The 24,913-nt window shown below is 51.6% G+C and carries 20 protein-coding genes; 5 read left to right on the plus strand and 15 right to left on the minus strand.

The features are described from left to right. The 7 genes from AB1656_03090 to AB1656_03120 all read right to left on the minus strand — a co-directional run bounded on the left by AB1656_03090 (position 1) and on the right by AB1656_03120 (position 8,817). Positions 1 to 981 (minus strand): branched-chain amino acid ABC transporter permease, encoded by a 981-nt coding sequence (locus AB1656_03090; GenBank protein MEW6234349.1) that lies wholly within the window; start codon positions 979 to 981, stop codon positions 1 to 3. A gap of 47 nt (positions 982 to 1,028) precedes the next feature. After that, positions 1,029 to 1,925 carry a branched-chain amino acid ABC transporter permease gene (locus AB1656_03095; GenBank protein MEW6234350.1) on the minus strand — a complete coding sequence of 299 codons (897 nt, stop codon included), beginning with the start codon at positions 1,923 to 1,925 and terminating at the stop codon, positions 1,029 to 1,031. A gap of 522 nt (positions 1,926 to 2,447) precedes the next feature. After that, positions 2,448 to 3,674: an ABC transporter substrate-binding protein gene (locus AB1656_03100; GenBank protein ID MEW6234351.1), complete on the minus strand. Its 1,227-nt coding sequence runs from the start codon at positions 3,672 to 3,674 to the stop codon at positions 2,448 to 2,450. Between the two features lie 68 nt (positions 3,675 to 3,742). Next, entirely contained in the window at positions 3,743 to 5,329 is a 1,587-nt protein-coding gene (locus AB1656_03105) for an alginate export family protein (GenBank protein ID MEW6234352.1), read from the minus strand. 317 nt (positions 5,330 to 5,646) lie between these two features. Further along, entirely contained in the window at positions 5,647 to 6,993 is a 1,347-nt protein-coding gene (locus AB1656_03110; GenBank protein ID MEW6234353.1) for a phenylacetate--CoA ligase, read from the minus strand. A 60-nt stretch (positions 6,994 to 7,053) separates the two neighbouring features. Beyond that, positions 7,054 to 7,485, minus strand: a complete 432-nt coding sequence (locus AB1656_03115) for an ACT domain-containing protein (protein ID MEW6234354.1) — start codon at positions 7,483 to 7,485, stop codon at positions 7,054 to 7,056. A gap of 24 nt (positions 7,486 to 7,509) precedes the next feature. Then, positions 7,510 to 8,817: a phenylacetate--CoA ligase gene (locus tag AB1656_03120; GenBank protein MEW6234355.1), complete on the minus strand. Its 1,308-nt coding sequence runs from the start codon at positions 8,815 to 8,817 to the stop codon at positions 7,510 to 7,512. A gap of 711 nt (positions 8,818 to 9,528) precedes the next feature. Here AB1656_03120 and aroF point away from each other — a divergent pair. From aroF to AB1656_03140, 4 genes are all read left to right on the plus strand, one after another. Then, positions 9,529 to 10,596 carry a 3-deoxy-7-phosphoheptulonate synthase gene (gene aroF / locus AB1656_03125; GenBank protein ID MEW6234356.1) on the plus strand — a complete coding sequence of 356 codons (1,068 nt, stop codon included), beginning with the start codon at positions 9,529 to 9,531 and terminating at the stop codon, positions 10,594 to 10,596. Positions 10,597 to 11,156: 560 nt separating this feature from the next. Next, positions 11,157 to 12,779, plus strand: coding sequence for a thiamine pyrophosphate-dependent enzyme (locus AB1656_03130; protein MEW6234357.1), 1,623 nt, complete (start codon positions 11,157 to 11,159; stop codon positions 12,777 to 12,779). A 2-nt stretch (positions 12,780 to 12,781) separates the two neighbouring features. Next, the gene (locus tag AB1656_03135; GenBank protein MEW6234358.1) at positions 12,782 to 13,261 is read left to right on the plus strand and encodes an indolepyruvate oxidoreductase subunit beta; all 480 of its coding nucleotides are present in this window, start codon (positions 12,782 to 12,784) and stop codon (positions 13,259 to 13,261) included. Positions 13,262 to 13,315: 54 nt separating this feature from the next. Continuing rightward, a complete protein-coding gene (locus AB1656_03140; protein ID MEW6234359.1) occupies positions 13,316 to 13,438 on the plus strand; it encodes a hypothetical protein in 123 nt (40 codons plus the stop codon). 162 nt (positions 13,439 to 13,600) lie between these two features. Here the strand turns inward: AB1656_03140 and AB1656_03145 are convergent, their stop codons facing one another. Next, positions 13,601 to 13,870, minus strand: coding sequence for a hypothetical protein (locus AB1656_03145; GenBank protein ID MEW6234360.1), 270 nt, complete (start codon positions 13,868 to 13,870; stop codon positions 13,601 to 13,603). A gap of 216 nt (positions 13,871 to 14,086) precedes the next feature. On the opposite strand from AB1656_03145, the gene priA reads away from it, so the two are divergent. Further along, the gene (gene priA / locus AB1656_03150) at positions 14,087 to 16,315 is read left to right on the plus strand and encodes a primosomal protein N' (GenBank protein MEW6234361.1); all 2,229 of its coding nucleotides are present in this window, start codon (positions 14,087 to 14,089) and stop codon (positions 16,313 to 16,315) included. Here the strand turns inward: priA and AB1656_03155 are convergent. The 7 genes from AB1656_03155 to hemG form a co-directional block, all read right to left on the minus strand. Then, the gene (locus AB1656_03155; GenBank protein MEW6234362.1) at positions 16,281 to 17,468 is read right to left on the minus strand and encodes a HEPN-associated N-terminal domain-containing protein; all 1,188 of its coding nucleotides are present in this window, start codon (positions 17,466 to 17,468) and stop codon (positions 16,281 to 16,283) included. The two genes, priA and AB1656_03155, sit on opposite strands and share 35 nt — an antisense overlap. Positions 17,469 to 17,552: 84 nt before the next feature. Beyond that, on the minus strand, positions 17,553 to 18,599 hold the full coding sequence (locus tag AB1656_03160; protein ID MEW6234363.1) for a Gfo/Idh/MocA family oxidoreductase: 1,047 nt from the start codon (positions 18,597 to 18,599) through the stop codon (positions 17,553 to 17,555). Between the two features lie 11 nt (positions 18,600 to 18,610). Continuing rightward, positions 18,611 to 19,936 (minus strand): MFS transporter, encoded by a 1,326-nt coding sequence (locus tag AB1656_03165; GenBank protein ID MEW6234364.1) that lies wholly within the window; start codon positions 19,934 to 19,936, stop codon positions 18,611 to 18,613. A 111-nt stretch (positions 19,937 to 20,047) separates the two neighbouring features. After that, complete coding sequence (locus tag AB1656_03170) at positions 20,048 to 21,196, minus strand: DegT/DnrJ/EryC1/StrS family aminotransferase (protein MEW6234365.1); 1,149 nt, start codon at positions 21,194 to 21,196, stop codon at positions 20,048 to 20,050. A 402-nt stretch (positions 21,197 to 21,598) separates the two neighbouring features. Continuing rightward, positions 21,599 to 22,546 carry a hydroxymethylbilane synthase gene (gene hemC / locus AB1656_03175; GenBank protein MEW6234366.1) on the minus strand — a complete coding sequence of 316 codons (948 nt, stop codon included), beginning with the start codon at positions 22,544 to 22,546 and terminating at the stop codon, positions 21,599 to 21,601. Continuing rightward, positions 22,543 to 23,520, minus strand: coding sequence for a ferrochelatase (locus AB1656_03180; GenBank protein MEW6234367.1), 978 nt, complete (start codon positions 23,518 to 23,520; stop codon positions 22,543 to 22,545). The genes hemC and AB1656_03180 overlap by 4 nt, the downstream gene beginning before the upstream one ends. After that, a complete protein-coding gene (hemG, locus tag AB1656_03185; protein ID MEW6234368.1) occupies positions 23,517 to 24,902 on the minus strand; it encodes a protoporphyrinogen oxidase in 1,386 nt (461 codons plus the stop codon). Before hemG ends, AB1656_03180 begins: the two co-directional genes overlap by 4 nt. Positions 24,903 to 24,913: the final 11 nt, after the last annotated feature.

A 24,913-nucleotide genomic window follows, 5' to 3' on the forward strand; every position in this document is an offset into this window, starting at 1 on the left:
TCAAGCGGCCTCTCTCCGAATGGAATCGATCCCGCTGCGCAACCGCGCGACGGCCGATTGCAGCGCGCCGAAAATCCCGCCCGGGGAAAAGATCATAATCACCATAAGAACCAGCCCGTAAATTAATATGTCGTAATCCTTGAATACGCGCAAATACTGCGGCAATACTCTCATTAGAAAGGCGCCGAGAACCGCGCCCCATAGGCTGTTCATTCCCCCCACGGCGACCATGACGACCAGCATGACGGATACTTTCAGCGAGCAGCATTGGGGACTGATAAACGTTACGTAATGAGCATAAAAACTGCCCGCCAGCGACGCCAAGGCGGCGCTCAGAACGAAGACTTGGATTTTGTAGATCGTCGCATCCACTCCCATCGCGTTGGCGGCTAATTCTCCGCCGTGGATGGAACGCAGCGCTCTTCCCACTCGCGAATGGATGATATTCAACGCCAGGATCATGACGCACGCCGCCGCCGTCCACACGAAGACGTAATATTTCAAATTCGTGTCGAGACGAATAAAGCCGAGCGAGAGATTGGGAATTTCGCCGAATCCGGAAGGCCCTCCCGTAAGGTTGATCTCCGCCGTTAACGCGATAACGACGATTTCGCCAAAAGCGAGCGTAGCCATCGCCAGATAATGTCCATGAAGACGAAGCGAGGGAATGCCGATCAATAAAGCGACGGCGCTCGTCAGCAGCAAAGCGAGGATCATGGCCAGCCAAGGATTCCATCCCAGCTGAGTCGTCATCAAGCCGGAAGCATAAGCGCCCAGCCCGATAAAAGCGCCGTGGCCCAAGGAAATTTGACCGGCGTATCCCATCAACAGGCTTAATCCAATGGTCACCAGGCTGTCAATGCCTACGAAAATCAATATGGTCAGCCAATAAGAGTTGACGAGTTTCAATTGGATCAAAAGCGGTATGGCGGCGATAACGGCCGCAAAAAACAATAACGATAAAATATTATGTTTCCCCATTACGAGTATCCAAACATAGAAAATCTCAACAAGAAATCGATTCCCGATTAAAATTTCTTCAATTTCGCCGTCTCGGCGCTGCCAAGAATCCCGCTGGGACGGACGAAGAGAATCAGCAGCAACACGAATAAAGCGATGGCGTCCTTATAGCCGGAAGAGATCAATCCAGCGCCCAAAGATTCCAGAATACCGATCATGAATCCGGCGATAACGGCCCCCGCGCTGTTGCCCAATCCTCCCAGCACGGCGGCGGCGAATCCCTTCAAAGCGAGGCCGAAGCCGCGATCGTAATCCATCAGGGCGATGGGCGTAATAATGATTCCCGCGACGGCCCCGATTCCGGCGCTCAAAACGAAGGAGAAAAAGACCATACGCCCGGCGTCGATGCCCACGAGAGCGGCGGAAACGCGGTTGTCCGCGCAGGCGCGCATGGCTTTTCCCGCCAGAGTATAGCGAAAGAACGCCGTAAGCAGAATCACCGTAATGAACGTGACGCCTAAAATCCATAACGTTTGCGGCAAGATAGTCGCCCCGCCGGGCAAACGAATCGGTTGTTCGCCGGAAAAATGCGGCAGAAAGAAAGTCTCTTTTCCCCAAACGAACATGGCGATTCCCTTAAGAACGATGGAACCGCCGATCGTAACGATAATCAACGTCAAGACGCTGGCGTTGCGCATGGGATTGATCGCCAGGCGCTCGAAAATCCCCCCAATGGCGGCTACCAGGAAAGCGGCCAAAAAGAAACCGATATACATAGGAAGGCCCAGCGTGTTAGTAAGGGTGACCATGACTAGTCCGCCCAGCATGACGAATTCGCCTTGGGCGAAATTGATGATGCCGGTGGCGTTATAAATGATGTTGAAGCCGATGGCGACCATAGCGTAGATGCCGCCGATGCTGACGCCGGTTACAAGATATTGAATAATCTGGTTAGATAGGCTGATTTCCATAAAAACAACGCTCGATCGCGATGGGCGGCAAGAGCAAGGTTATTTCTGCCCTTGAGATAGCCCAATACTGAAAGGCTCTATATCGATTTCGAATGAAAATATTCTTCATTTCGATTTTATTCTTATAACCACATGTTACGCAGCCTGGGAGCGCGGGCGTCTCGCCCGCAGGTTGGAGCAGCCAATCCAACGCAGAACATAGATTTTATTTTCGGTGCGTTTTCGAATCACGAAACCACGAAATTGCACGAATGCCACGAAATTTTAAATCACGGATATCACAGATTCTTTGGGATTCCACTGAAAAATCCTTTTCGCGGCGCATTTCCTTGCGTCATGCAATTTTATGTTTTTTTCGTGTTTTCCTTAATCTTTCGAGTTTTCGTGATTCTATCGACGATCCTAATTTCGCCTTAATGTTTTTCATTGAGCGTAACATGAGTTATAACGAATAAAAACAGGGGCGGTGAGGACGCCGCCCCTGCCCAAGTCTCTTTTTCGCCGTCCCCAAAAACGCTATTGCAGTAAAACGAACTTGCCGCCTTTCACGGTAATCAATTCGAATGCGTCGTCGCCTAGCCCCGTATGATCTTCAGGAGTCATGTTGAAGACGCCGGCGGTTCCTACGAAGTTTTGGATTTTTTCCAATTGATCGCGAATAGCCGCTTTATCCGTTCCCACTGTTTTGATCGCTTCCACGAGTAGCATCAGAGCATCATAAGCATGGCCGCCGAACGTGCTCACTTCGCCGCCGTACTTGGCTTCGTAATCCTTCTTATACTCCAAAAGAAACGCTTTGCGCGGATACGTTTCCGGCAGTTGATCCGCAACCAGCAAAGCGCCGGCGGGGAAGATGATTCCTTCCGCCGCATCTCCCGCCGCATTCGCGAAAGCGATATTGCCGAAACCGTGGCTTTGATATAGCGGAATCGTCATGCCCAGCTGCTTCATGTTCTTCGGCACGATGCTCTGGCCTGGAACGATAGACCAGTTGATGACGGCTTGCGCGTCGGTTCCTTTAATCTTCGTTAACTGAGCCGTCATATCCGTATCGGGAGGATTGTACGTTTCATCGGCGACGATAGTAATGCCCATCGTCGGCGCCAGCCGCAATAGTTGGTCGCGGCCTTCCTTGCCGAAGCCGGTGGTTCCCGTGATAATGGCCACTTTCGTAATACCCGCCGTTTTCATGTGATTGAAAATCTGAATGGCGGTGGAACTGTTCTTTTGCGGCGTCTTGAAAATCCATTTCCTTTCCGCAATCGGTTCGACGATGGAATCGGCGGCGGCGCAGGAAATGAGCGGCGTTTCGTTTTTCTGCATAATCGGGATGACCGCCATGCTGGGACCGCTGCGCGTAGGACCGATGATGGCGCAAACGCCGTCCTTTTCGAGCAGTTTATTAACGGCTTCCACGGCTTTTTGTTCGGCGCCTTCGGTGTCTTCGATGATGACTTCCAAAGTCCGGCCGTTCACGCCGCCGCTGGCGTTGATCTTTTCCACCAGCATCTCGACGGTATTCCGCTCCGGTTCGCCCAGCTTCGAAGCCGGTCCCGTAATTCCGAAAATGGCGCCGATCTTAATCGGCCCCGTTTCGGCGGCCGGTTCTTCTTTGACCGTTTCCGGCGCCGGCGCTTCTTTTTCCGCCTTGACGGCTACTTCCGTCTCTTCCCCGTGATGCCCGCAGCCGGCGGCGAACAATAAGACGATTAATAATAGTGGAATCAAACCCTTTTTCATCATCCTCTTCTCCTTCCCCTGTAGGGAAGGGGCGGCTCTGCAAGAACCGCCCCTCCAAATGGTTGCTCCATTTAGAACTTGTACATCAACTCGATGCGCGCATAGAAAGCATCATCCGCATCGGGACCGTAAAAATCTCCCGGCGCAAACCATTCCCCAAGGAAATGGCCGCTCAAATTGTCGGTGAAGACATATTGCGTAAGCCATTGCAAGTTGTGACCGCGTTCGTCTCCGCCGCCGGGGCCAATGCTCTCTTCCGCCAGGTAGTAGAGATAACGCAAAGACTGCGTCAATCGATCCGTAGGTTTCACGGTAATCATCGCTTCGGGAATAATCATGTTCGACCACATTCCCACTTCGGGATCGTTGCCGCGCGTGGCGAACTTGAAGCCGTCGTAAAGAGTATAGACGTACAGTTCGCTGTATTTGGGCCATTGGGCGTAAAAATCGTCCCAGCCTTCGTAATCTTCCGTTGAGGGATCGTCGCCGGAGAAATAGGTTACGCCCGCTTTGAAACTGGGTTTCCACGGAACGGCGTTGAATGTCAGCGTTCCATTGATGTACCCGCCCCAAGCGTCTCGATCGACGTCATTAGCGGCGTTGCGGCTATATCCCGAAGACGTAGCTGCCAGATTCGCATAATCCAAAACCGGCGAACCCGTGAATTCAACCTGACCGAATTCCTTGCCGCCTTCCGCCGCCAGCGCCAGCGTTACGTCGGTCGCGATATCGGTTTTGTAAGTCGCTCTCATACCGACGAGATATGTTTGTTCTCTGGGCGATGGATCGTAAGGGCTGAAAGGATAAGAAACCGTACCGGGAGCGCCGGTAATATTCGCGCGGGCTCTTTTGCTTCGAGACAAGAAGTAAGGTTCAAGCCCAAGTCCTTCGACCTGATCGAACGTTAATTTGTTGTAAATTCCATAAAGGTCTTCATCATCGGCGAGTTGGGAATTCAATTCCACCATTTTGGCGAAAAGAAGATCGGTGGCGCCCAAATCGTGATTCACCGTCAATTTGGCGGCGTCAAAAGAGATGGTCTGCGATCCATCTTGGGGCGTGCCGTCCAAAACGACGAAGCCTTCGCCGTAAATCAGGTCCTGACGGCCTATGCGGAGATTGACGCCAGAGCCGTAAATATCTTTCCATTCGCCCCAGGCGTTGTCGAACATGGCGTCTTTGCCTTCGACGTCGTATCCAAAGTGCTCATTGTCCTGGCCGTAGACCCATTCCTTGGTCATGCGGATATAGGCTTCCATATTGTCCGCTGGCTTCCAGTCCAAGAAGACGCGGGGGCGGAAACGGATGACTTCGCGCGAATCTTCGGTAGCGCCATCATCGTTATAATCCCACACATTGTCGAAATATTCGGGACGGAAGCGTATATCTCCGCCCACTTGCAACGTGCCTTTGCCCAGCAGTGTCATGCCGGCCGGTTTTTCCGGTTCGGCGGGTTTGGCCGCCTCCGCCGCTTTTTCTTTTTCTTCTTCTTCTTTTTCCGCTTGCAACAAAGTTTTAAGTTCGGTTAGCTGCTGTTCGAGTTGTTTTACCCGCTGTTCGAGGTCGCCCGTATTCTCCGCCGCTTGCAATGGGACGAAACCCAACAAGACAAAACAGAGAGCGAATGGAATCGTCTGAATAAGAGGACGTCTAATCATAAAAAACCTCCCCATCCCTTTTTTTAAGTTTTTTTTTACAGCATTCCCAATAATAAAATCAACGTTTCGGGTTTCCATCCGAAAAAAACAATCGTATTTCACCCCCTTTCATTTTATTTGTTCGTTACATCTCCCAAAAACATAAAACGTTGATTTCATAATTGTCCATTCATAAAACGTAAGAAAAAGAATCGTTGGCGCCCATGGAAAAATTCGGCGTGACCGCCGTTTGCCGCTACTAACCTAAGTCATCTCTCGCAAATATTCAATATCCCTATAATCAAATACATCGATATTTTTCGGTTTGAATGAATTCTTCATTTTCCCGAGCCGTTCTCGTTGCGGTAATCGAACACCCGTTTCGACTTTCCCGCCGTTCGTTCGATGGATTTCGGCTCCACGAATACGATTTTCGGCGTTAGGTTCAAACGTTTTTGCAAGTGAGAGACGACTTTGCGCTCGAAAAAGTGCATTTCCTTCATCTGATCCGTAAAAAGAGCTTCTTCCAATTCCACGCGGACTTCCATTTCGTCCAAGGCGCCGCGCTTGCGCAAGATGATCTGGTAATGAGGCTCGATGCCTTCCACCTCCAGCAGCGCCTCTTCCACTTGGGAGGGATAAACGTTCACGCCGCGTATGATAAGCATATCGTCCGTCCGTCCCATGACTTTGACCATGCGGGGAAAAGTCCGCCCGCAAGGGCATGGCTCCGGCATCAGGCGAGTGATGTCCCGGGTGCGATAACGCAGCACCGGCATGGCCTCCTTGGTAATTGTGGTGATGACTAATTCTCCTTCCACGCCGAAAGGAACCGGTTCGCAGGTTTCGGGATGGATGATTTCGGTGATAAAATGATCTTCGAAGATATGCAATCCGTTCTGTTCCAGGCATTCGCCCGCCACGCCCGGCCCCATCACTTCCGAAAGGCCGTAGTTGTCCGTAGCGAGAATTCCCAGGCTTTTTTGAATCTGGACCCGCATGTTTTCCGTCCACGGCTCGCCGCCAAAAAGGCCGAAGCGCAAGGAAAGATCTTTGGATTCGACGCCCATCTCCCGCAATATCTCGCCCAAATGAAGAGCGTAGGAGGGAGTGCAAACCAACGCCGTAGCCCCGAAATCCTTCATGATTTGAATCTGTCGCTCCGAGTTGCCGCTGGATATGGGGATGACGGCGGCCCCCAATTTTTCCGCGCCGTAATGCAAGCCGAATCCGCCGGTGAAAAGGCCGTATCCGAAAGCGATCTGGACGATATCCTTTTCCGTCACGCCTCCCGCCATCAGCAAACGGGCTACCAATTCGGACCAGGTATCGAGGTCTTTGCGGCTATAGGGAACCACCGTGGGTTTGCCCGTCGTTCCCGACGAAGCATGAATGCGCACCACCTTCTCCATCGGCGTAGCTAATAAACCGTAGGGGTAGTGTTCGCGTAGATCGTCTTTCGTTGTGAAGGGGATGCGGCGAAGATCGTCCAGGCTGCGGATGGAATCCGGCGTTACGCTTGCATTCTTCAGGCGGTTACGGTAAAAGGGTACGTTCTCGATCAGGCGGCTGACGGTGTTGACGAGACGCTTCAACTGAAGGGCGCGCGTCGCTTCTTCAGGAAGGCATTCGAATTCGGGATTCCACACCCGATTCGGTTCGCATAATGGGATTTTACTGTCCATCCTCGCTTAAGGCTCCTAAACGGCGATGTCGATTGTTCTTAAGATAAAGCCCAGGATTTATTAAAGTTTGTAGAGTTCCTCGCCGCTTAAGATGCGCAATCCATTCGCCTGAATCACTTTGACGGCATGATCCGCATCTTCGAAACGGAAGATTAATATCGCTTTCTCTCCGGATCGCTCGACAAAGCCATAGAGATATTCCACGTTCACATTTTCCTTGCCTAAAAGATCGAGCACGCGGCAAAGGCTGCCGGGAGCATCGGGAATTTCGAGGGCGACGACTTCCGTATCCAAGGCCGTGAATTTATTGTCGCGCAGTATTTTCAACGCTTCGTCGACGTTGTTGACGATCAGCCGCACGATTCCGAAATCGTGCGTATCCGCCAGGGTGACGGCGCGGATATTGATGTTTCCGTCTCTCAACAGCGTTGCCACTTCGGCCACCCGTCCCGTCCGGTTTTCCACAAAAACGGAGATTTGACGCAATTTCATTTCATGACTCCTTCATTTCCCTTTTCACGCCCCATTCTGCAACCGGCGATCCAACACTCGTTTGGCTTTGCCCATGCTGCGCTCGATGGTTTTCGGTTCGACGAGCTGGATGCGCGCGCCGATGCCTAATATCGACTCGATCTGTTTTTGGATGCGGTCTTGCAACTCCTCCAGCCGTCTCACCTCATCGGAAAAGATTTTTTCCTCGACTTCCACCTGCACGGTCAATTCGTCCAACGCGCCGCGTTTGTCGACGATGATGAGATAATGCGGCTCCACCCCCTGGGTTTGGAAAAGAACCTCTTCAATCTGCGAAGGAAAGACATTGACGCCCCGGATGATGAGCATATCGTCCGTCCGCCCGGTGATGCGTTCCATGCGAATATGCGTCCGCCCGCAGGGGCAGGGTTCGGCATGCAGGCAACTGAGATCGCGAGTGCGGAAGCGGATAACGGGAAAGGCGGCTTTCGTCAGACAGGTAAATACGAGTTCGCCTTTTTCGCCCGGCGGCAGCGGCGCCCCCGTGGCGGGATTGATGATTTCGGGATAGAAATGGTCGTCGAAGACATGCAGGCAATTTTGCTCTTCGCATTCGCTGGCGACTCCGGGGCCGATGATTTCCGAGAGACCGTAGATATCGATCGCCTTGCATTTCAGGCGCTTTTCGATCTCTTTTCGCATCTGATCGCTCCAAGGTTCGGCGCCGAAGATGCCCGCCCTGAGTTTGAGGCTGGCGGGGTCTACTCCCATCTCTTCCATAACTTCAGCGATGTAAAGAGAGTAGGACGGCGTACAAGCCAACATCGTAACCTGGAAATCCTGCATAATCATGACTTGCCGATTGGTATTGCCGCCGGAAATGGGGACGACGGTGGCGCCCACCTTCTCCGCGCCATAATGCACGCCCAAACCTCCGGTGAACAAGCCATACCCGTAAGCGATTTGAATGATGTCGTCGCTCGTACCCCCGCCGCAGCAAATCGTGCGCGCCATCGTTTCGGCCCAGATATCGATATCTTCCTTCGTATAACCGACTACGACCGGCTTTCCCGTCGTTCCCGATGAGGAATGAACGCGCACAATCTGCTTCATCGGTACGGCGAACATGCCGAAGGGGTAATTCTGCCGTAGATCGTCCTTAGTAGTGAAAGGAAGTTGGGAGATATCGCTTAAGTGCTTGATATCGTATGGCTTAATACCGTATTCGTCGAATTTTTTACGGTAGCAGGGAATCTTTTCATAGGCTCGGCGAATCGCGTTGCGCAAACGGTAAAACTGAAGCGCCCTCCTTTCGCCGATGGGCATGCATTCCATCTCTGGATTCCAAATCATAACTCCACTCCTTGCGCCGATGGTCTAATGAAAATTGAACAGAGTCGGCCTATCATCTCTAATTTCAAGCCGTTTGTGAATGGCTGCAACCGCATTTTTCCCCAAAAATCGGCGTTTGATTTTATCGATTTATTAACTCATATTACGCGGGATTAAGAAGTTTAAGTAGTCGATTAGAATCGCCCTTTCGAATCGCGAAAACACGAAACGAAAAAGAAAAACACGAAAAAAAAGAAAAAAAAATTAGCGCATAGGATCGCGATGTGAATTGCTTTTTTCGTGAGATCCAAATGCACCCGCGATATCCGCGATTCGAAAATTTCGTGGAATTCGAGCCTTTTCGTGAGTTCGTGATTCAATAACGCAAATAAATGACGACCTTCCTGTTCTTTTGAACGATTCTTCTGGCTGCGTAACATGAGATATTAACAAAAAATACTTTTTTGATTTAGTTGCCTGAACATCGCTTGTATGAATTGACAATAATTCATTGTCCTATTAAAATGTTGCTATTCTAAAAAAAAATAAAACGGATTATGCCCAGATGATTCTCAATACCGCTTATTCCTATCGATTTTACTTTTGGTATCCTACCATAGGAATAAGGGGAGGATTGTTCTAGCGCATACCGAAAAATAAGCCGAAAAGAAAAGCCGCTGGAGATTCTCCCCAGCGGCTTTTCTCTTTTGGCGATGCTCAAGGGAGAGACTCATGATCGTCGTAATGAAACACGGATGCAACCAATCTCACATCGACCAGGTCGTCGCGGTAATCGTTCAAGGCGGCGCCCGGCCTATGATCAGCCAGGGCGAAGACGCCACCATCATCGGCGTCATCGGAATCAACCATCAGGTTCTGCCGGAAGAGCTGAGCGCTTGCGAATTCGTCAGCCGGGTCATTCCCATATCCGCCCCTTACAAACTCGCCAGCCGCGCTCTGCATCCGGCGGACAGCGTTATTTCCATCGAACCGAAGGATGGCATCCCGATGATGGTCGGCGGAGGCGCCATCGCCATCATCGGCGGCCCCTGTACAGTGGAAAGCGAAGAACAAATCGTTACCGCCGCCCGGCAAGTGCGAGACGCCGGAGGCTCGGCGCTGCGCGGAGGCGCCTACAAGCCGCGAACCAGCCCTTATTCCTTCCAGGGACACAAGTTGGATGGCTTAAAAATGTTGGCGGCGGCGCGGGAGGAGACAGGCCTAGCCATCGTAACCGAATTGCTCAGCGTCGATCAGGCCGATTTAGTAGCCGAATATGCGGACGTAATCCAAATCGGGGCGCGCAATATGCAGAACTACCCCCTTTTGGAAGTGGCCGGTTCGCTGCAAAAGCCGGTGTTGCTCAAGCGCGGCCTCTGCGCCACTCTCACGGAATTCCTACTGGCGGCGGAATATATTCTTGTACGCGGCAACGAGCAGGTGATTCTCTGCGAACGCGGCGTTCGCACCTTTGAGACCGAAACCCGCTTCACTCTTTCCCTAAGTTCCATTCCCATTCTGCAGGAAAAGAGCCATCTTCCCGTCATCGCCGATCCCAGCCACGGAACCGGAGTCGCCTCGCTGGTGCGCCCCATGAGCCGCGCCTCTCTCGCCGCCGGAGCCGATGGGTTGATTATCGAGGTTCATCCCAATCCCAGCCATGCGCGAGTGGACGGCGATCAATCCATCACGGCGGACGTTTTCGTTCTTATCGTCAAAGACGCCGTTCTTATGGCGGAGATGCTAGGGAAAAGATTGGGCAATGGCTGTTTGACAAGACCAGCCGCCGCGATTTCCTGACGGCTCTTGATTTTAGGAGAGCGGAACATAAGATTCCCTATCGCGCATAAAGTTACCCGCCGTTGAAACGGCGGGCTATTAACGTTTGCCCCTTTAAAGGGGCAATTGACAATAGCCCAGCCTTTCAAGGCTGGGAGAAGAAATTTCCCGGCATTCGACTCTTTTTCCATTTCGAAAGCGCCATAATTATGGAGATATCAATACCTTTTTTGAACGATTTTTCCGATGACATGAAAATATTTGCTGTGCAACATGAGTTATTAACTCATATTGCGCGCTATGGGACATGAAAGGAATCTTTTACCTTCATCGTTTGAATCGCGAAAACACGAAGGAATAATGAAAAACACGAAAAAAATCATAAAATCGAATAAGCATTTGGATCACGCCATAAAAAGGACTTTTCCGTGAAATTCCTAAAAATCCGGGATATCCGTGATTCGAAAATTTCGTGAAATTCGCGCCATTTCGCGCTTTCGTGATTCAACACGATAAGCAAAATAACTCCATCATGTTTCTTCTCGCACATAATTATGAATGATTAAGAAACGGTCCAAGGAATGAAGATTACCGAGCGCATGTTATTGAGCGGAAATGAAGCCGTGGCCTTGGCCGCGCACAATGCGGGCGTCGCTTTGGGAACGGGATACCCCGGCACGCCATCCACGGAAATCCTGGAGACTTTCGCGGATTTGGGAGGACATGCCCAATGGTCCCCCAACGAGAAAACGGCGTTGGAAGTGGGATTGGGCAGCGCTTTCGGCGGCGGACGCACCCTGGTTACTATGAAGCATGTCGGCTTGAACGTAGCCGCCGATCCCCTCTTCACGGCAGCATATACGGGAGTCTCTGGGGCGCTGATTATCGTTTCCGCCGACGATCCCGGCATGGCCTCCAGCCAGAACGAGCAGGATAACCGGCATTACGCCCAGGCCGCCTGCCTGCCTATGCTTGAGCCGTCCGATTCGCAGGAAGCGTTCGATTTTATGGCCGCCGCCATCGAGATTTCCGAACAATGGCGCATTCCGGTTCTCTTGCGCATGACGACGCGGATATGCCATTCCAAAACCATCGTCAAGCCGAGACCTCTGCCGCCTCCATCTCCCGCAAGTTTTCAATGCGATATCCAAGGCCGGGTAATGATTCCCGCTTACGCCCGCATCGCCCATAAAAAATTGCGCCAGAAAATCAAAAAAATCGCCGCTTGGAATGAAACAAGCGGCCTAAATAAAATCGTCGAAGGCGATCAGGCGTTAGGAATTATCTCTTCGGGCGTCTCCGTCGTGCACGCCCGCGAAGCCGCGCCGGAAGCCAGCCTCCTAAAATTGGGCATGACCCATCCTCTTCCCCTGGAATCAATCCGTTGTTTTGCGGAAAAAATGGATCGTTGCCTCGTTATCGAAGAGGGCGATCCTTACCTCGTCGATGCGATACGCGCCGCGGGAATTTCCGTGGAAGGCAAAGACGATATGTATCGCTTCGGCGAATTGAACGTCAATCGGGTAAGACGCATTGTTAAAGGAGACGTTTCGCAGGAGACGCCGCCCCCCAAGGGCAAACCGCCGCAGCTCTGCCTGGGCTGCCCCCACCGCTCCGTTTTCGAAATCCTAAGAAAATTGGATTGCATCGTCGCCGGAGATATCGGCTGCTACACGCTGGGAGTTCTGCCGCCGTTCGAAGCGATGGATTCCTGCGTCTGCATGGGCGCCAGCATCGGCGTCGGCCTGGGATTGCGGCGCGTATTGCCCGGCGAACAAGCTCGGCGAGTCGTTAGCATCATTGGCGACAGCACTTTCGTCCATAGCGGCGTTACCGGCTTGATCGAAATGGTTTACAACCCTCCCGCAACCGGCCACGTCGTCATCATCGTAGATAATGGAACCACCGCCATGACCGGATTGCAGGAGCACCCCGCTACTGGACGCACTCTCGATCACCAGCCGACGGGTAAAGTCGTTTTGGAAGATTTAGCCCGATCTATCGGCGTTCCGAACGTTCATGTTATCGATCCTTCGAAAAATCAGGACCAATTCGAAAAAATCCTGCGCGAGAGTTTGCAAAAAGAAGAACTGACTCTACTCATCGCCCGCCGCCCCTGCATTTTGGCGGCGAAAAAAATCCGCGAATACGAAAAAGCCGCTGAAATCGCCGAATGCGAATGCTGCGCGGAAATGGAGGAATAACAATGGCCGGCAAAATCGCCAACATCATCGTTGCCGGACTCGGCGGCCAGGGAGTTTTGAAAGCCTCGGATATTATTTCCGAAGCGGTGTTTCTGGCGGGATTCGACATCAAAAAAAGCGAAGTGCACGGCATGAGCCAACGCGGCGGTTCGGTTTGCAGCGACATTCGTTACGGCGAAGCCGTGTTCAGCCCGATGGTTCCGGAAGGCGAAGCGGATTACCTGGTCGTTTTATCGGAAGATCAAGTAGAAAACAACCGCCATCAACTGCGCGAAGGCGGCGTCTTGATTACGCCCTCCATGATCGACGAAAACAAACTTACCAATAAGAAAAGCCTGAACGTCGCGTTATTAGGCGTATTGAGCCGCAACATGGATATCGATCGATCGTTCTGGCTGGATTCGATACGCGCCAACCTGCCGGAGAAAATCCACGAAGTCAATTTCCAAGCATTTGAAATTGGACGATCTATTGGCAATTAAAACTCATATTACTCAATTCCCTCGCCCTTTGGGGGTTAGGGTGAGGGAAAATTGATGACAAAACCCGTACTTTCCGCCAAAATGCTCCTGCGAAGCCGTGAAATGCGCCGGGATTTGACGGAAGCAAAGGAAAAACTTGGGGGTGGCAAGGGCAAGGTTGTTTCTGCCCTTGATTAATCCCTCCGACTTGTGGGTAAAGATCGGTAGAGGGCGATGGAACACGGAATGCGTAACAGGAATTAAAAAAGAAACAAACAAAAAAAAAGCGGGACCATTTATCCCCGCATTTTGAATTAATCAAGAAACAATATTAAACAACAACGGTTAAACCCATATTAATCAATAGATTTGTTCCACTATATCATTGATATTATGTAAATCGATCCCCGACCCCGGCTTTTTAGCCATTTTTTCCATGATTTTCTTCATTTCCTGCTTCGTCACCGCTTTATGGGCGATATCCACCCTATCCAGCGTGTGACATTTCGAGCAAAGCTGTTGAAAGTTAGGATGCTCGGCATCGGCTGTTTTCTTTTCTTGCGTCGCGCATCCTACGATAAACAAAACGGCGACGATCCCGCACAACATCACTGCGCATACGGATTTCATATTTTTCCTCCCCTTTTTCCTTATTGTTTTGTCCAACTGTTTTCTCGCGCCAAAAAAAAGATTGATTTATACTACGACATAATCCAGGTAAAAAGCAATGGAACCAACTCGATTTTTTCTATTCTTTTTTTTTGTATGATTCTCGGATGGAATAGCAAGCGTAATTTATAGATAATACCCAGCGTCAGCGCCGCATCCAACCAGCGAGAGTGAAGCATGTCCGATAACTGCCCATTCGTAGAAGCGGCGTTTCCGATTCCGGCGCGGTTGCTGTTTACCTACCGCATCCCCGATTCGTTGATCGGAAAAGTGATGCCGGGCTGCCGTTTCTATGCGCCTTTCGGAAAAAGCCAACGCCTTGGCTTCGCGGCGGCTCTGCGCAGCGAACCTCCAGAAAATGTATCTCAAATCAAGGAAATCGGCCGCCTAGTGGATGAGGAGCCGTTATTCAGCCAGGAACTGCTGAACTTCTTGAAATGGGTTTCGGATTATTATTTCGCTTCGTTAGGGGAAACCTTCTCCGCTGCTTATCCCTTCGCTCCCGCCATCCGGCCCAAAATGATTAAGGTCGTGTTGCTGGACGATCGCATTCAAGAAACAGGCCGCATTCCCGACGACATTAGAACCGACAGCCAACGGCGCGTTCTCGAATTTCTTATCAATCGCAAAGCGCTTCTCTCCCCTTCCGACATCGCCCGCGAGGTGGGCGTATCATCTTCCATCGTAAAAACGCTAGAAAAACATGGAATGGTCAAAATCGAAGCGCGGGAGTCGCTGCGCTCCATTCCCATTTTCGAATCCATCTCTAAGGCGCCGCCTTTCACGCTGACGGACGAACAGGAGCAGGCGCTATCCAGCATCTGCGCCGCGTTGGAAACTCCCTCGCCCAAACCGATTCTATTGCGCGGAATCACCGGCAGCGGCAAGACGGAGGTCTATCTTCAAGCCATCGAGCGGACGCTGCAACAAGGGCGCTCGGCGCTGGCGCTGATCCCGGAGATTTCGCTCACTCCCCAAACCATGAACCGCTTCCAGTCGCGCTTCGGCGATTTGACGGGAATGCTGCATAGCGGCATGGGCCAGGGAGAGCGCTACGACGAATGGCGGCTCATCAAGCAGGGCAAGCGCCGCGTCGTCATCGGCGCCCGTTCCGCCATCTTCGCGCCCTTGGACAATCCCGGCCTCTTGATCGTGGACGAGGAGCACGATCCCTCCTACAAGCAATCCGATCCCAGCCCGCGTTACAATGCGCGTGATTTGGCGGCGGCGCGGGCGAGCATGGCGGGCGCGCTCTGCCTGCTCGGCTCGGCCACGCCCTCAGTGGAATCCTCTTTCAACGCAGATCGCAAAAAATACCACATCCTGCGCCTCGACCGCCGCGTCTCGCCTCACGGGCTGCCCGAAGTGCAGTTGATCGATATGCGGGGACGTTCGGAAAACGAAGAGGTACTCGCCAACGAGTTGCAGGAAGCGTTATGGAGCAGCTGCGAAGCCAGGCAGCAATCCATCCTCTTCCTCAACCGCCGGGGCTTCGCCACGACGCTGTCGTGCAGCCATTGCGGCCATACTCTCGTCTGCGATCATTGCAGCGTTGCGATGGTTTATCATCGGTCGAACGATCTGCTCGTCTGCCATCATTGCGACTCCCGCCGCCCGCTGCCTCAGATTTGCCCTTCTTGCGGAGACAAGTTCATCCGGCAGAAAGGCTTCGGCACCGAGCGAGTAGTTCACGTCCTGGAAGAATTGATCCCGGATATTCGCGTCATCCGCTTAGACCGCGACGCCGCCCGCAAGAAGGGAGATCACGACCGCCTTCTGACTTCCTTCCGCCAGGGCGAAGCGGACGTATTAGTGGGAACACAGATGATCGCTAAAGGATTGGACTTTCCCAACGTCACGCTGGTCGGCGTCATCAACGCCGACTACTCCCTATCGCTGCCCGATTTTCGCGCAGCGGAGCGCACGTTCTCCTTATTGACGCAGGTCGCCGGACGCGCAGGCCGGGGCGAGCATCCCGGCGAAGTCTTCGTGCAGAGCTATTATCCCGACCATTACAGCATCCAACTCGCCTTGAGGCAGGATTACGCCTCCTTCTACGAGAAAGAAATCCGCTACCGGCGCCTGATCGGCTTCCCCCCGTTTTCCCGTCTGGTTCTCTGGCGCATCGAATCCAACAGCGAAGACGCGGCGCGGGGCAAGGCGTGGGATTTATACGTCCTGTTGAACGAAGGATTAAAAAATATAAGGGACATTACGCTGCTGCCGCCGGTAGAAGCGCCTCTCTACCGCCTGCGCGACTACTACCGCTGGCAAGTAGCGCTGAAAAGCCGCGACCACCGCGCCTTCCGCCCGCTGCTAGCCAGCGAAAAAGTGCAGCAATTTCTCAGCCAGCGCAAACCGGGAATGCGGATTATTCAGGATATCGATCCGTGGGATATGCTGTAATAAATTCGATATTCTCAATTTTCCTATCATACGATTTCACAAATTCTATCCACTTATCAGAACTTAATGATATTTCTCGATCACGAAATAGTACAAGAGAAATTCCATCAATCTTTACTGCGCTTTTATATCGAATCCCATAAATCTGTTGATCCCCAGAAATATTTTTAATAAATTCAGAAAATATTTGAGTCGGTATATATTCAAGAACATCTATATCCTTACTAATAGGTTTTGATATATCAATTGAAAATTCATCTAAAAACGGTATAAGTAGTTCATCAACTAAAAAATTATAATCTTCCTCAAATATACTTTTAGATGGTGAAAAATCCACAAGATTAAGCACCTTCAACTTTTTTAAAGTTCTAAATTCAGCAATTACAACAATTTCATTAATTTTTGGATTCACTTCAGCGATACATGTCGATTCATCTTCTCCACCATAAAAGTAAGATATTCCGATTGGATTCATCCGGCAATTTATAGTTTTATCAATAGGCGGACTCGTCAAATCTTCATGTTCAAATATCTTATTAGTTTTGTTAATCCTAGCTCTGAATATTAGGTTCCCTGGTTCTATTTCGTATATGTTATCCAGTAAAAATATTTCAAATTTATTGAATAAATCAATAATCTCTTCTTTTTCTTTATCATAATCTTCAACTCGTTTTACATTAACATCTTCAAATTCATAATACTTATTTCTGTATTGAAAAAATAATGAATATCTTGATTTATGTTTAACGTAATCACAGAATTTTTCCCATGTTTCGAAATAATCGCCAGGTCCAAGGAATGGATGCTTCACAGAAAGATCTTTTGTATCATATTCTGAGTTTTTAGATATTATTTCAAGAAGTTGTTCATTTTCAGATATCGTTTCCTCACTTTCAAGAATTTCATTTATTAATAAAGTGGGCATTTGATAACCACCTTCAGCATATTCACAAGGTATATGATTCGCTGAATGCTCATATTTTTTTCCAATACATTCATCAATGAATTCAATTATTTCTTCCACCTTTATTATAGGGATTTGTTGGGAACCACAAAAATCACATACACCATCTTCTGATGATTCAATGTAATTTTTAATTGCAATGTCAGTAAAACAATTAATACAACAATTGCTATATACATTGCACATCATATTTATCCTTATAAGCTAAATATACTAATAAAATTTATGTTATCCATACTAATTTTGGAATTTTTTGATCTTTAATTAATTCACTTACTCCTTCCCCTCCCCATCCACCACAACCACCCGCCGCCCCTCCGCCGATTCGCGGATGGCTTGCATAACAGCCATGACTCTCCGTATATGCGCGGGAGGAACCATGAGCGGTTCGCGTTGGCGCATATATTCGGCTAAGTTTTGGTAGAAGAGGATGCCTTCGGGAAGAATGGGATGGGGAACGGGATGCTCGCACTCGGCAATTTCACGGACGCCGGTTTTAAACAGCCGCGTGCGGCGCACAACCGCCGGTCCCTTGTCGCTTTCGATGACAATCGATCCTTCCTCACCGATGGCGTACCAGCGCGGGAAGGAATGGGGAGAGATGCGCGACGTTTCCGCCTTGATATTCAGACCATCGGAATAGGTCAGGCTGGCGAAATAGGCCGTCTCCACCTCCTGAGACCAGAGTGCCGTCTTGGTTTCCGCATAGACGCATTCGATGGCGCCCGGCGCCAAGAGCAGCAGTTGATCGAGATCGTGGGGAACGCAGTCGTAGATCACGCCGCCGCCGAATTGTTTTTCTTGCCGCCAGGTTGGACGAAACTCTTGCGCCGGGTAATTGAGCGTCGAATCCAACTTCATGCGCCGCGATTCGATGCCCAACACTTTGCCTATTACGCTGTCCGCCAATAATTTCTGCAGGCAGGCGAAGCCCGGCTCCCAGCGCCGGTTTTGGAACATCGTCAGCAGGCGGCCTTTTTCCTGAGCGGATTGGATGATGCGATCCGTTCCCGCCAGGTCGAGCGCCAGCGGCTTATCTACCAGCAAATCCTTGCCCGCTTCCAACGTCTGCAAGGCGATGGCCTCATGGCTGGCTGTTGGCGTAGTAACGACAACCAATTGGACGCTCTCGTCTGCCAAAAAATCTTCGAGATTCGCGTAGGCGCGCATTCCCGAAACGCGCTGCTGCGCCAATGTCCGCCGCGCTTCCGTCGCGTCGCATCCGGCGGCGATGCGAAACTCCGGAATCGCCTCCAGACAGGGAACGTGAATCTCCAATCCGCTCTTGCCCAGGCCGATAATGCCCACGCCGATCATCATTCGCTATCCTTTCACAACGACGCGGCAGCCGCGCCGCGATGGCGCCTCCAATCCATGACGACAAGAAAAAATAACATCACAGTCGCCGCCAGGCTCATATATACGCAAAGAATTTTAAAGAATTCCATATTCTGATAATGATCGTAAAGACGCCCGATCACCTCTTCCTGCACTACAGGGCCAATGCTGCCAATGCCGTTGATAACCCCGACGGCGCTGAGGGCGTCGCTACGTCCAGCCGTGGCGATGGCTCCCGCGCCGTTCAGGATGCTATCGGGACCATAAAGCATGAAGCCCACGAGTCCATACAAGCAAGCGAGAAGAAACGGGCTGTACGAACCATAGAGAATCACCAAAACGTAAGAGAACGTCATGCACGCCGCCATGAGGGCGCACAACAGCCGCCAATTGCCTTTGAATATCTTATCCAACGCCCATCCGGCGATAATCACGCCCGCAAAACCCACGCCATCGAAAATGGAGGAATAAAAGGCAGCGAGATCACCCGGCAATTGAAACTGGCTCTGCGATAGAAAGTAGGGTAGCCAGGAATCCAAGGAATAGCGCAGAAACTTGAGCGTAAAATAGCAGAGTCCCATCATAACGATGGCGGGATTGCCCAACACCCGCAAAAAACCAGTGAAAGTCGCGCTCTGGCGTTCGTCGGGCGGTTCGGCGGATTCGTCATCCTTCGTCGTAATAGGCTCCAGCCCCGCATCTTCCGGACGGTTGCGATGAAGAATATAAAACAAAATCCAGATCAGCCCCATTCCCAGCGAGCAAGCCCAAAACGCGCTGCGCCATCCCATATAGCCCAGCATGAATCCCGCCAGAAACTTCACGCCCAGATTCCCCGCCAGGTAATTCGTAGACCAAACGCCCATGATCTGGCCGCGCTCCTCCTTGCGCAGCCAATGGGCGACGCCGCCGACGTTGCCAGGCCAGCCGCTGGCTTGCGCCAGGCCGTTGAGAATCATGAATCCAACGAACGTTTCATAGGAATTGGCAAAACCGAACGCGATGTTGCAGCCGAGTGAGACGGCCATGCCGATCAGAAGCAAAAGGCGCGGGCCGAGTTTTCGGCCTAAGATGCCGTTGAGAAATTGTCCCACCATATAAGCGACGAGAAAGGCGCTCCAAATATGCGCCAGCTGCGTCGCGTTCAAAGAAAACTCTTCGCCGATGCTTTTCTTGCATAATCCATAAGCTTTGCGGCAAAGATAATAACCCGAATAACTAAAATAAGTGGCGATCAGAATGCGCCAACGCCACCAATATTGGTCTTTCGTCAACGGCGGCAGCGCGATTTTTGGGTTTGTATCCATAACGTCATCCATTCATCTCTCCAATCGCGTTTCGGAAACATATCGAAAATCGTAATTTCGTAGGGTAGGCTCAAAGCAATATCGTAGGGTGGGCTTAAAGCGAAGCGTAGCCCACCTTATCTCCTAAAGCGACGCCAATGTCTCGTGAACCGCCCAAATCAAGTAATCCACTTCATCGTCCGCATATCCGGGATAAATTGGTAGACCGAAAAGCTCGCGGGCGACGCGATCCATAACCGGGCACGGTTCGAAATCTCCCATCGCCTTTTGGATTACGGGAAACGTGTACCACGGGGCGTATTGGAAAGACGTTTCCACGGCGTAATCGTCAAGCAATTTCTTTCGAACAACGTCGCGCGCCGCGCCGAATACTACTTCGTCCAACCGGCAAGGGTACATGTGATAAGCGTGCGTTGCGTCTTCCGGCTCGCAGGGCGTAACGAATCCTGCGATATCCCGCAACGCGGCGGACATGCGGCGGCCAATGCGGCGGCGCTTTTTGTTGACAAATTCCAGGCGCTTGAGTTGCTCGATTCCCACAGCGCATTGAGCCGCCGACAAGCGGTAGTTCGAACCCGCTTCACGCTCGTGATCGTAGTTGCGCAATTCGCGCGCTCGCTCGGCATATTCTTTATGCGGCGTCGTAATCATGCCGCCTTCCCCCAGCGTGCTGATGTTCTTTTGCGATTGAAAACTGAAACAAGTGATATCCGCCCACGCCCCGCATTTCACGCCGAGATAGGCGGCGCCTAAAGCGTGAGCCGCATCCTCCACCACTGGCAAGCCATGCTTGCGGCCAATGGCCATGACCGCTTCCGGATCCAAAGGCAATCCGGCGTAGTCAATAACGAAAATCGCCTTCGTTCGCGGCGTAATCTGCGCTTCCAGCCGCTCCAAGTTTACGTTGAGGCTGTCGTATTCGATATCCACGGGAACCGGCCGGGCGCCCGCCAGCACGACGGGCAGAACCGTAGCTTTGAACGTCAACGCCGTGATCAATACCTCATCGCCCGCGCCGATCTTCAATAGCCGCGCCGCCAATTCCAGCGCCGTTCCTCCCGAACTAACCGATATCGCATGTTCGACGCCGATATAAGCGGCGAACCGTTCTTCAAACGCGGCGATTTCCGGCGAACGGCGATCCAATGGACGGCGCTTCTCGGAGGTGGCGCGGATCATCCTGACTAAAGCCGCTTCTTCTTCCCAACCAAATAAGGCGCCCGTATAGGGCCAAGGCATCTCGTATTGTTTCGGCGTAAAAGTTTTCTTCATGCGAATTCCCCTGTTGCTATTGAGTTTCATCCTAAAAATAAACATCTGTCACCTAATACCAACCTGCATTGAGATTGTCGCTTTTTATCCCTCTCCCAAGATTGGGAGAGGTTAGGTGAGGGTTGATAGGATTAGATTTTTATTTCCCTCACCCTAGCCCTCTCCCAAAGGGCGAGGGAATTTATAAGCAACCAACCTTACGCAGGCTGGTATAAGAGATTTCATCCTTTTATTCAAAACACTTTGACATATATCGAGTTTGAAAACTAGACTTTGCTTAATATGGGGAGAATGGCGGGTTGCGCTTCGCTTTCCGTTTACACTACATAACAGATTGTCTGAATCAGGACGCCTAGTTTCGTAGGGTGGGCTCAAAGCGAAGCGTAGCCCACCATTCCCAACTCACTCGCGCCGAATATTCTTTTCCTGCAGCGAAGCGATAATCTTCCACCCCCCCGCTTGCAGAATGTTTTCCCCCAGCTGTTTTCCCAGTTCGATGGGATGCTTCGCATCGCCTTGCAGCATTTGGCGAATGCAAGGTGCGCCATCGAGACCGGCGATCAGCCCATGCAAGGTTAGAACGCTCTCTTGCATTTCCGCATAGGCCGCCATTGGCACTTGGCAGCCGCCTTCCAATGTAGCCAGGAAAGCGCGTTCAGCTAACACGCCAGCGGCGGTGGCTTCGTCGTGGATCGATAATAACAGTTCGCGAGTTCTCTCGTCCTGCTGGCGGGCTTCGATAGCGAGGGCGCCTTGCGCGGGCGCGGGCAGCATTTCCTCTGGCGCCAGCGCTCCGGAAATTTGGTCTTCCCACCCCATGCGCCGGATTCCGGCTAAAGCCATAATCATAGCGTCCCAATTCGATTCGCGGTATTTACGCATCCGCGTGTTGACGTTGCCCCGCAGGTCAACCACGTTGGCGTCGGGACGCAAAGCCAGAATCTGCGCCCGCCGCCTTAAACTGCCAGTGGCGATTACGGGATGGGGAGACAGATCGCGCAGATTAGCGGCGCTGCGGGATAGAATCGCGTCAAATGGGGAATCTCGTTCCGGAATGGAGACGATCGCCAATTCCGGCGGCTGGATCGTGGGCAAATCCTTAAAACTATGCACGGCGAAATCGACGGCGCCGTCGATTAACGATTCTTCGATCTCCTTGGTGAATACGCCCTTGCCGCCGATTTGCACCAACGGCTTATCCAAAATTTTATCGCCGGACGTTTGAATAATAACGAGTTCGATTACTGCGCCGGGCCGCTTCGCTTCCAGAAGACTTTTTACCCGCTCCGCCTGCCAAAGCGCCAACGGGCTGCCGCGCGTTCCTAATTTAAATACATTGTTTTCATTCATGCCGCGCTCGCTCCCGCGCATCGGATAATGCGTTTTGTTAACATGTTAATAAAGGACGAATCCGTATTGATGCAAGGAAGATGAAGATAGTCCTTAACGCCGAGATTTTCAAAAACAATCTTGCCCTCCAATTGTGTTTCCGCATTATCAGCAATGAATCCGAAAGGAAAATAGACAAAGCGCGTTATTCCTTCCTGCATCATCCGGCGCACGGATACATCCAACGTAGGCTGCGTCCACTCGCCGCCCACGCGATGATTCAACCATCCGATATCGATCTCTCGGAATGACGGCCGCAATTTTTCTTCGATCATTTTGTATAAAGTAAACGTATCCTTATACCCCGCATCTTTTATGCCGCGTATAGGCGTCGTTACCGTGCCGTGAGCGCCGAGAAGGAGCGCCGAATTTTGGGGATCAATCCACTCCACGTTTTTTATTTGCGATAGGATAAATTCCGCCATGATATTGGCTAATTCTCTCAGGCAAGGGCGAAACAAAACGTATTTCGCCCGCGGCAGTGAATCGCCGTATCGCTTTTGAAATTTCTTATAATCAAGCAAGGAAATTTCAGCCGTGAATCCCGAATAGGCGGCGTAAAGCGGAACGATGACCAACCGCTCGCAATCGGAGGCGCGTAGATCGCGAAGGCAGGGAACAAAGAGCGGCTGCCGAAACTCGAAAACGGCGCGAACGCGCCAAGTTATCTCTTTTCTTTCTCGATTCAGCGCCTCTTGAATGGCTTGCGCCTGCTTTTCCGTGATGGCATCCAAAGGAGAACCATAATCGTATCGCCGCCAAGCCATCACCCGCTTGCAAGCGCGGAAAACGCCGATGAATGGAATGAGGGGACGCGGAATCGGAGCCGCCCGCCGCGTCAGCTTATTCAATATGCGGCAGGAATAAGCCCATTGCTGGAAGAATGTCGCCGACGGCGGCTCGCCGTAGGAAAGCAGGATCACATCCACAGTCATAATGAATGCGTCCCCGCAAGAGTCTGAGCGATCTTTTCCGCCGTTTCCTTGGCGTTGCGAATGCAATCGTTCATGGAGACGCCGTTCAAATAATTCCCCGTGAAAAAAAGTCCGGGCAAAGCGCTCTGTTCCTGGCGGATTCTCTCCATCGCCTCCACATGGCCGATGGGATATTGCGGGATGGCGCGCTCCCAACGGGCGATTTCTTGGTGGACTGCTTCCCCATCGGCGCCAAGGGAAATTTTCATGTCTTCCCGCACCTGCCGCATGATTTCTTCGTCGGACAAATCGAACGCCTGCGGATCCAGTCCGCCGCCGATAAACACGCTGAAGCAGCGTTCGCCTGCGGGAGCGCGGCGGGCGAAGAGGCTGGAATTCCAGATGCTGCCCAATATGCGGATTCCCTGCCCGCGCGGCGCTAGAAAGCCGAATCCTTGACAACCATGCCGTATGTCTTGCTTGCGGCAGCCGAGACAGGCGATGCACAAACGGTTATAAGGGATCGAAGACCAATATGCGGTGGATTGCGGCAATAAAGATTTAAGCATATCGGGCAGCGCATAAGCGGGCGCAGCGAAAAGTATTATGTCAGCAGTCAGTGCTTCCCCGCCTTCCGTTTGGACGATATAACCGCCATCGGGATTTCTTCCAACTTCCCGAACGCCGGTATTCAAGCGCAGATCGTTTCCCAACTCGCGCGCCAAGGCGTCCGTCAGCGTCTGCAACCCATCGACGAAGGAACAAAGATTTTTTGCGTGAGGCTTCTTTTTGGCGTCAGTGGGCTTTTTACGTCTGAACATGCGGGCGATGCCGCCGCGCATCAATCCGCCATGCTGGCGCTCCAAATCATAAAGCATGGGAAAGGTCCCGCGCAGGCTCAATTTATCAGGATCGCCCGCATAAACGCCGGAAACAAACGGCGTGACGATGTTTTGCAATATTTCATCCCCAAACCGGCGGCGGATGAATTGCGCCAGGCTTTCGTCTTCCGGCGAACGGTTGCCGGATCGAAAAATTTCCTTCAACAAGCCTCTTTTAGCCTTGCCGGATAAGAGTTCCGTTTTCCACAATGCGCCCAATCCCGATGGAACTTCATGCAGTTTGCCGTTTAAATAGATATACCGCGCATTGCCGCGCATGGATTGCTTGAGCAATTCGTTTTCCAGATTGAGCAGCGAGCAGAGTTCCAACGTTTCGGGCGCGTTATCCAAAAACGAATTCGGCCCGCGTTCAAAAAGATAGCCGCCGCCGCGAGAAGTTTCGATTGAACCGCCGGGACGGTTGTTCTTCTCCAAAACCGTAGCGCAAAAACCTTTCCGTTTGAGCCAATAAGCTGCTGTCAGGCCAGAGATCCCCGCGCCGATGATAATGATTTTTGTCATTGAACCGTCCA

Source organism: Candidatus Omnitrophota bacterium, from assembly GCA_040755155.1.
In the GTDB taxonomy this organism is placed as follows: Bacteria; Hinthialibacterota; Hinthialibacteria; order Hinthialibacterales; family Hinthialibacteraceae; genus JBFMBP01.

Bases quoted from the DNA above. Each gene is read 5' to 3' on its own strand.
- aroF (MEW6234356.1), top strand. From the start codon at position 9,529: ATGATCGTCGTAATGAAACACGGATGCAACCAATCTCACATCGACCAG.
- AB1656_03110 (MEW6234353.1), bottom strand. From the start codon at position 6,993: ATGGACAGTAAAATCCCATTATGCGAACCGAATCGGGTGTGGAATCCC.
- AB1656_03160 (MEW6234363.1), bottom strand. From the start codon at position 18,599: ATGATGATCGGCGTGGGCATTATCGGCCTGGGCAAGAGCGGATTGGAG.
- AB1656_03140 (MEW6234359.1), top strand. From the start codon at position 13,316: ATGACAAAACCCGTACTTTCCGCCAAAATGCTCCTGCGAAGCCGTGAA.
- AB1656_03130 (MEW6234357.1), top strand. From the start codon at position 11,157: ATGAAGATTACCGAGCGCATGTTATTGAGCGGAAATGAAGCCGTGGCC.
- AB1656_03145 (MEW6234360.1), bottom strand. From the start codon at position 13,870: ATGAAATCCGTATGCGCAGTGATGTTGTGCGGGATCGTCGCCGTTTTG.
- hemC (MEW6234366.1), bottom strand. From the start codon at position 22,546: ATGAATGAAAACAATGTATTTAAATTAGGAACGCGCGGCAGCCCGTTG.
- AB1656_03120 (MEW6234355.1), bottom strand. From the start codon at position 8,817: ATGATTTGGAATCCAGAGATGGAATGCATGCCCATCGGCGAAAGGAGG.
- AB1656_03155 (MEW6234362.1), bottom strand. From the start codon at position 17,468: ATGATGTGCAATGTATATAGCAATTGTTGTATTAATTGTTTTACTGAC.
- hemG (MEW6234368.1), bottom strand. From the start codon at position 24,902: ATGACAAAAATCATTATCATCGGCGCGGGGATCTCTGGCCTGACAGCA.
- priA (MEW6234361.1), top strand. From the start codon at position 14,087: ATGTCCGATAACTGCCCATTCGTAGAAGCGGCGTTTCCGATTCCGGCG.
- AB1656_03180 (MEW6234367.1), bottom strand. From the start codon at position 23,520: ATGACTGTGGATGTGATCCTGCTTTCCTACGGCGAGCCGCCGTCGGCG.
- AB1656_03170 (MEW6234365.1), bottom strand. From the start codon at position 21,196: ATGAAGAAAACTTTTACGCCGAAACAATACGAGATGCCTTGGCCCTAT.
- AB1656_03100 (MEW6234351.1), bottom strand. From the start codon at position 3,674: ATGATGAAAAAGGGTTTGATTCCACTATTATTAATCGTCTTATTGTTC.
- AB1656_03165 (MEW6234364.1), bottom strand. From the start codon at position 19,936: ATGGATGACGTTATGGATACAAACCCAAAAATCGCGCTGCCGCCGTTG.
- AB1656_03135 (MEW6234358.1), top strand. From the start codon at position 12,782: ATGGCCGGCAAAATCGCCAACATCATCGTTGCCGGACTCGGCGGCCAG.
- AB1656_03090 (MEW6234349.1), bottom strand. From the start codon at position 981: ATGGGGAAACATAATATTTTATCGTTATTGTTTTTTGCGGCCGTTATC.
- AB1656_03105 (MEW6234352.1), bottom strand. From the start codon at position 5,329: ATGATTAGACGTCCTCTTATTCAGACGATTCCATTCGCTCTCTGTTTT.
- AB1656_03115 (MEW6234354.1), bottom strand. From the start codon at position 7,485: ATGAAATTGCGTCAAATCTCCGTTTTTGTGGAAAACCGGACGGGACGG.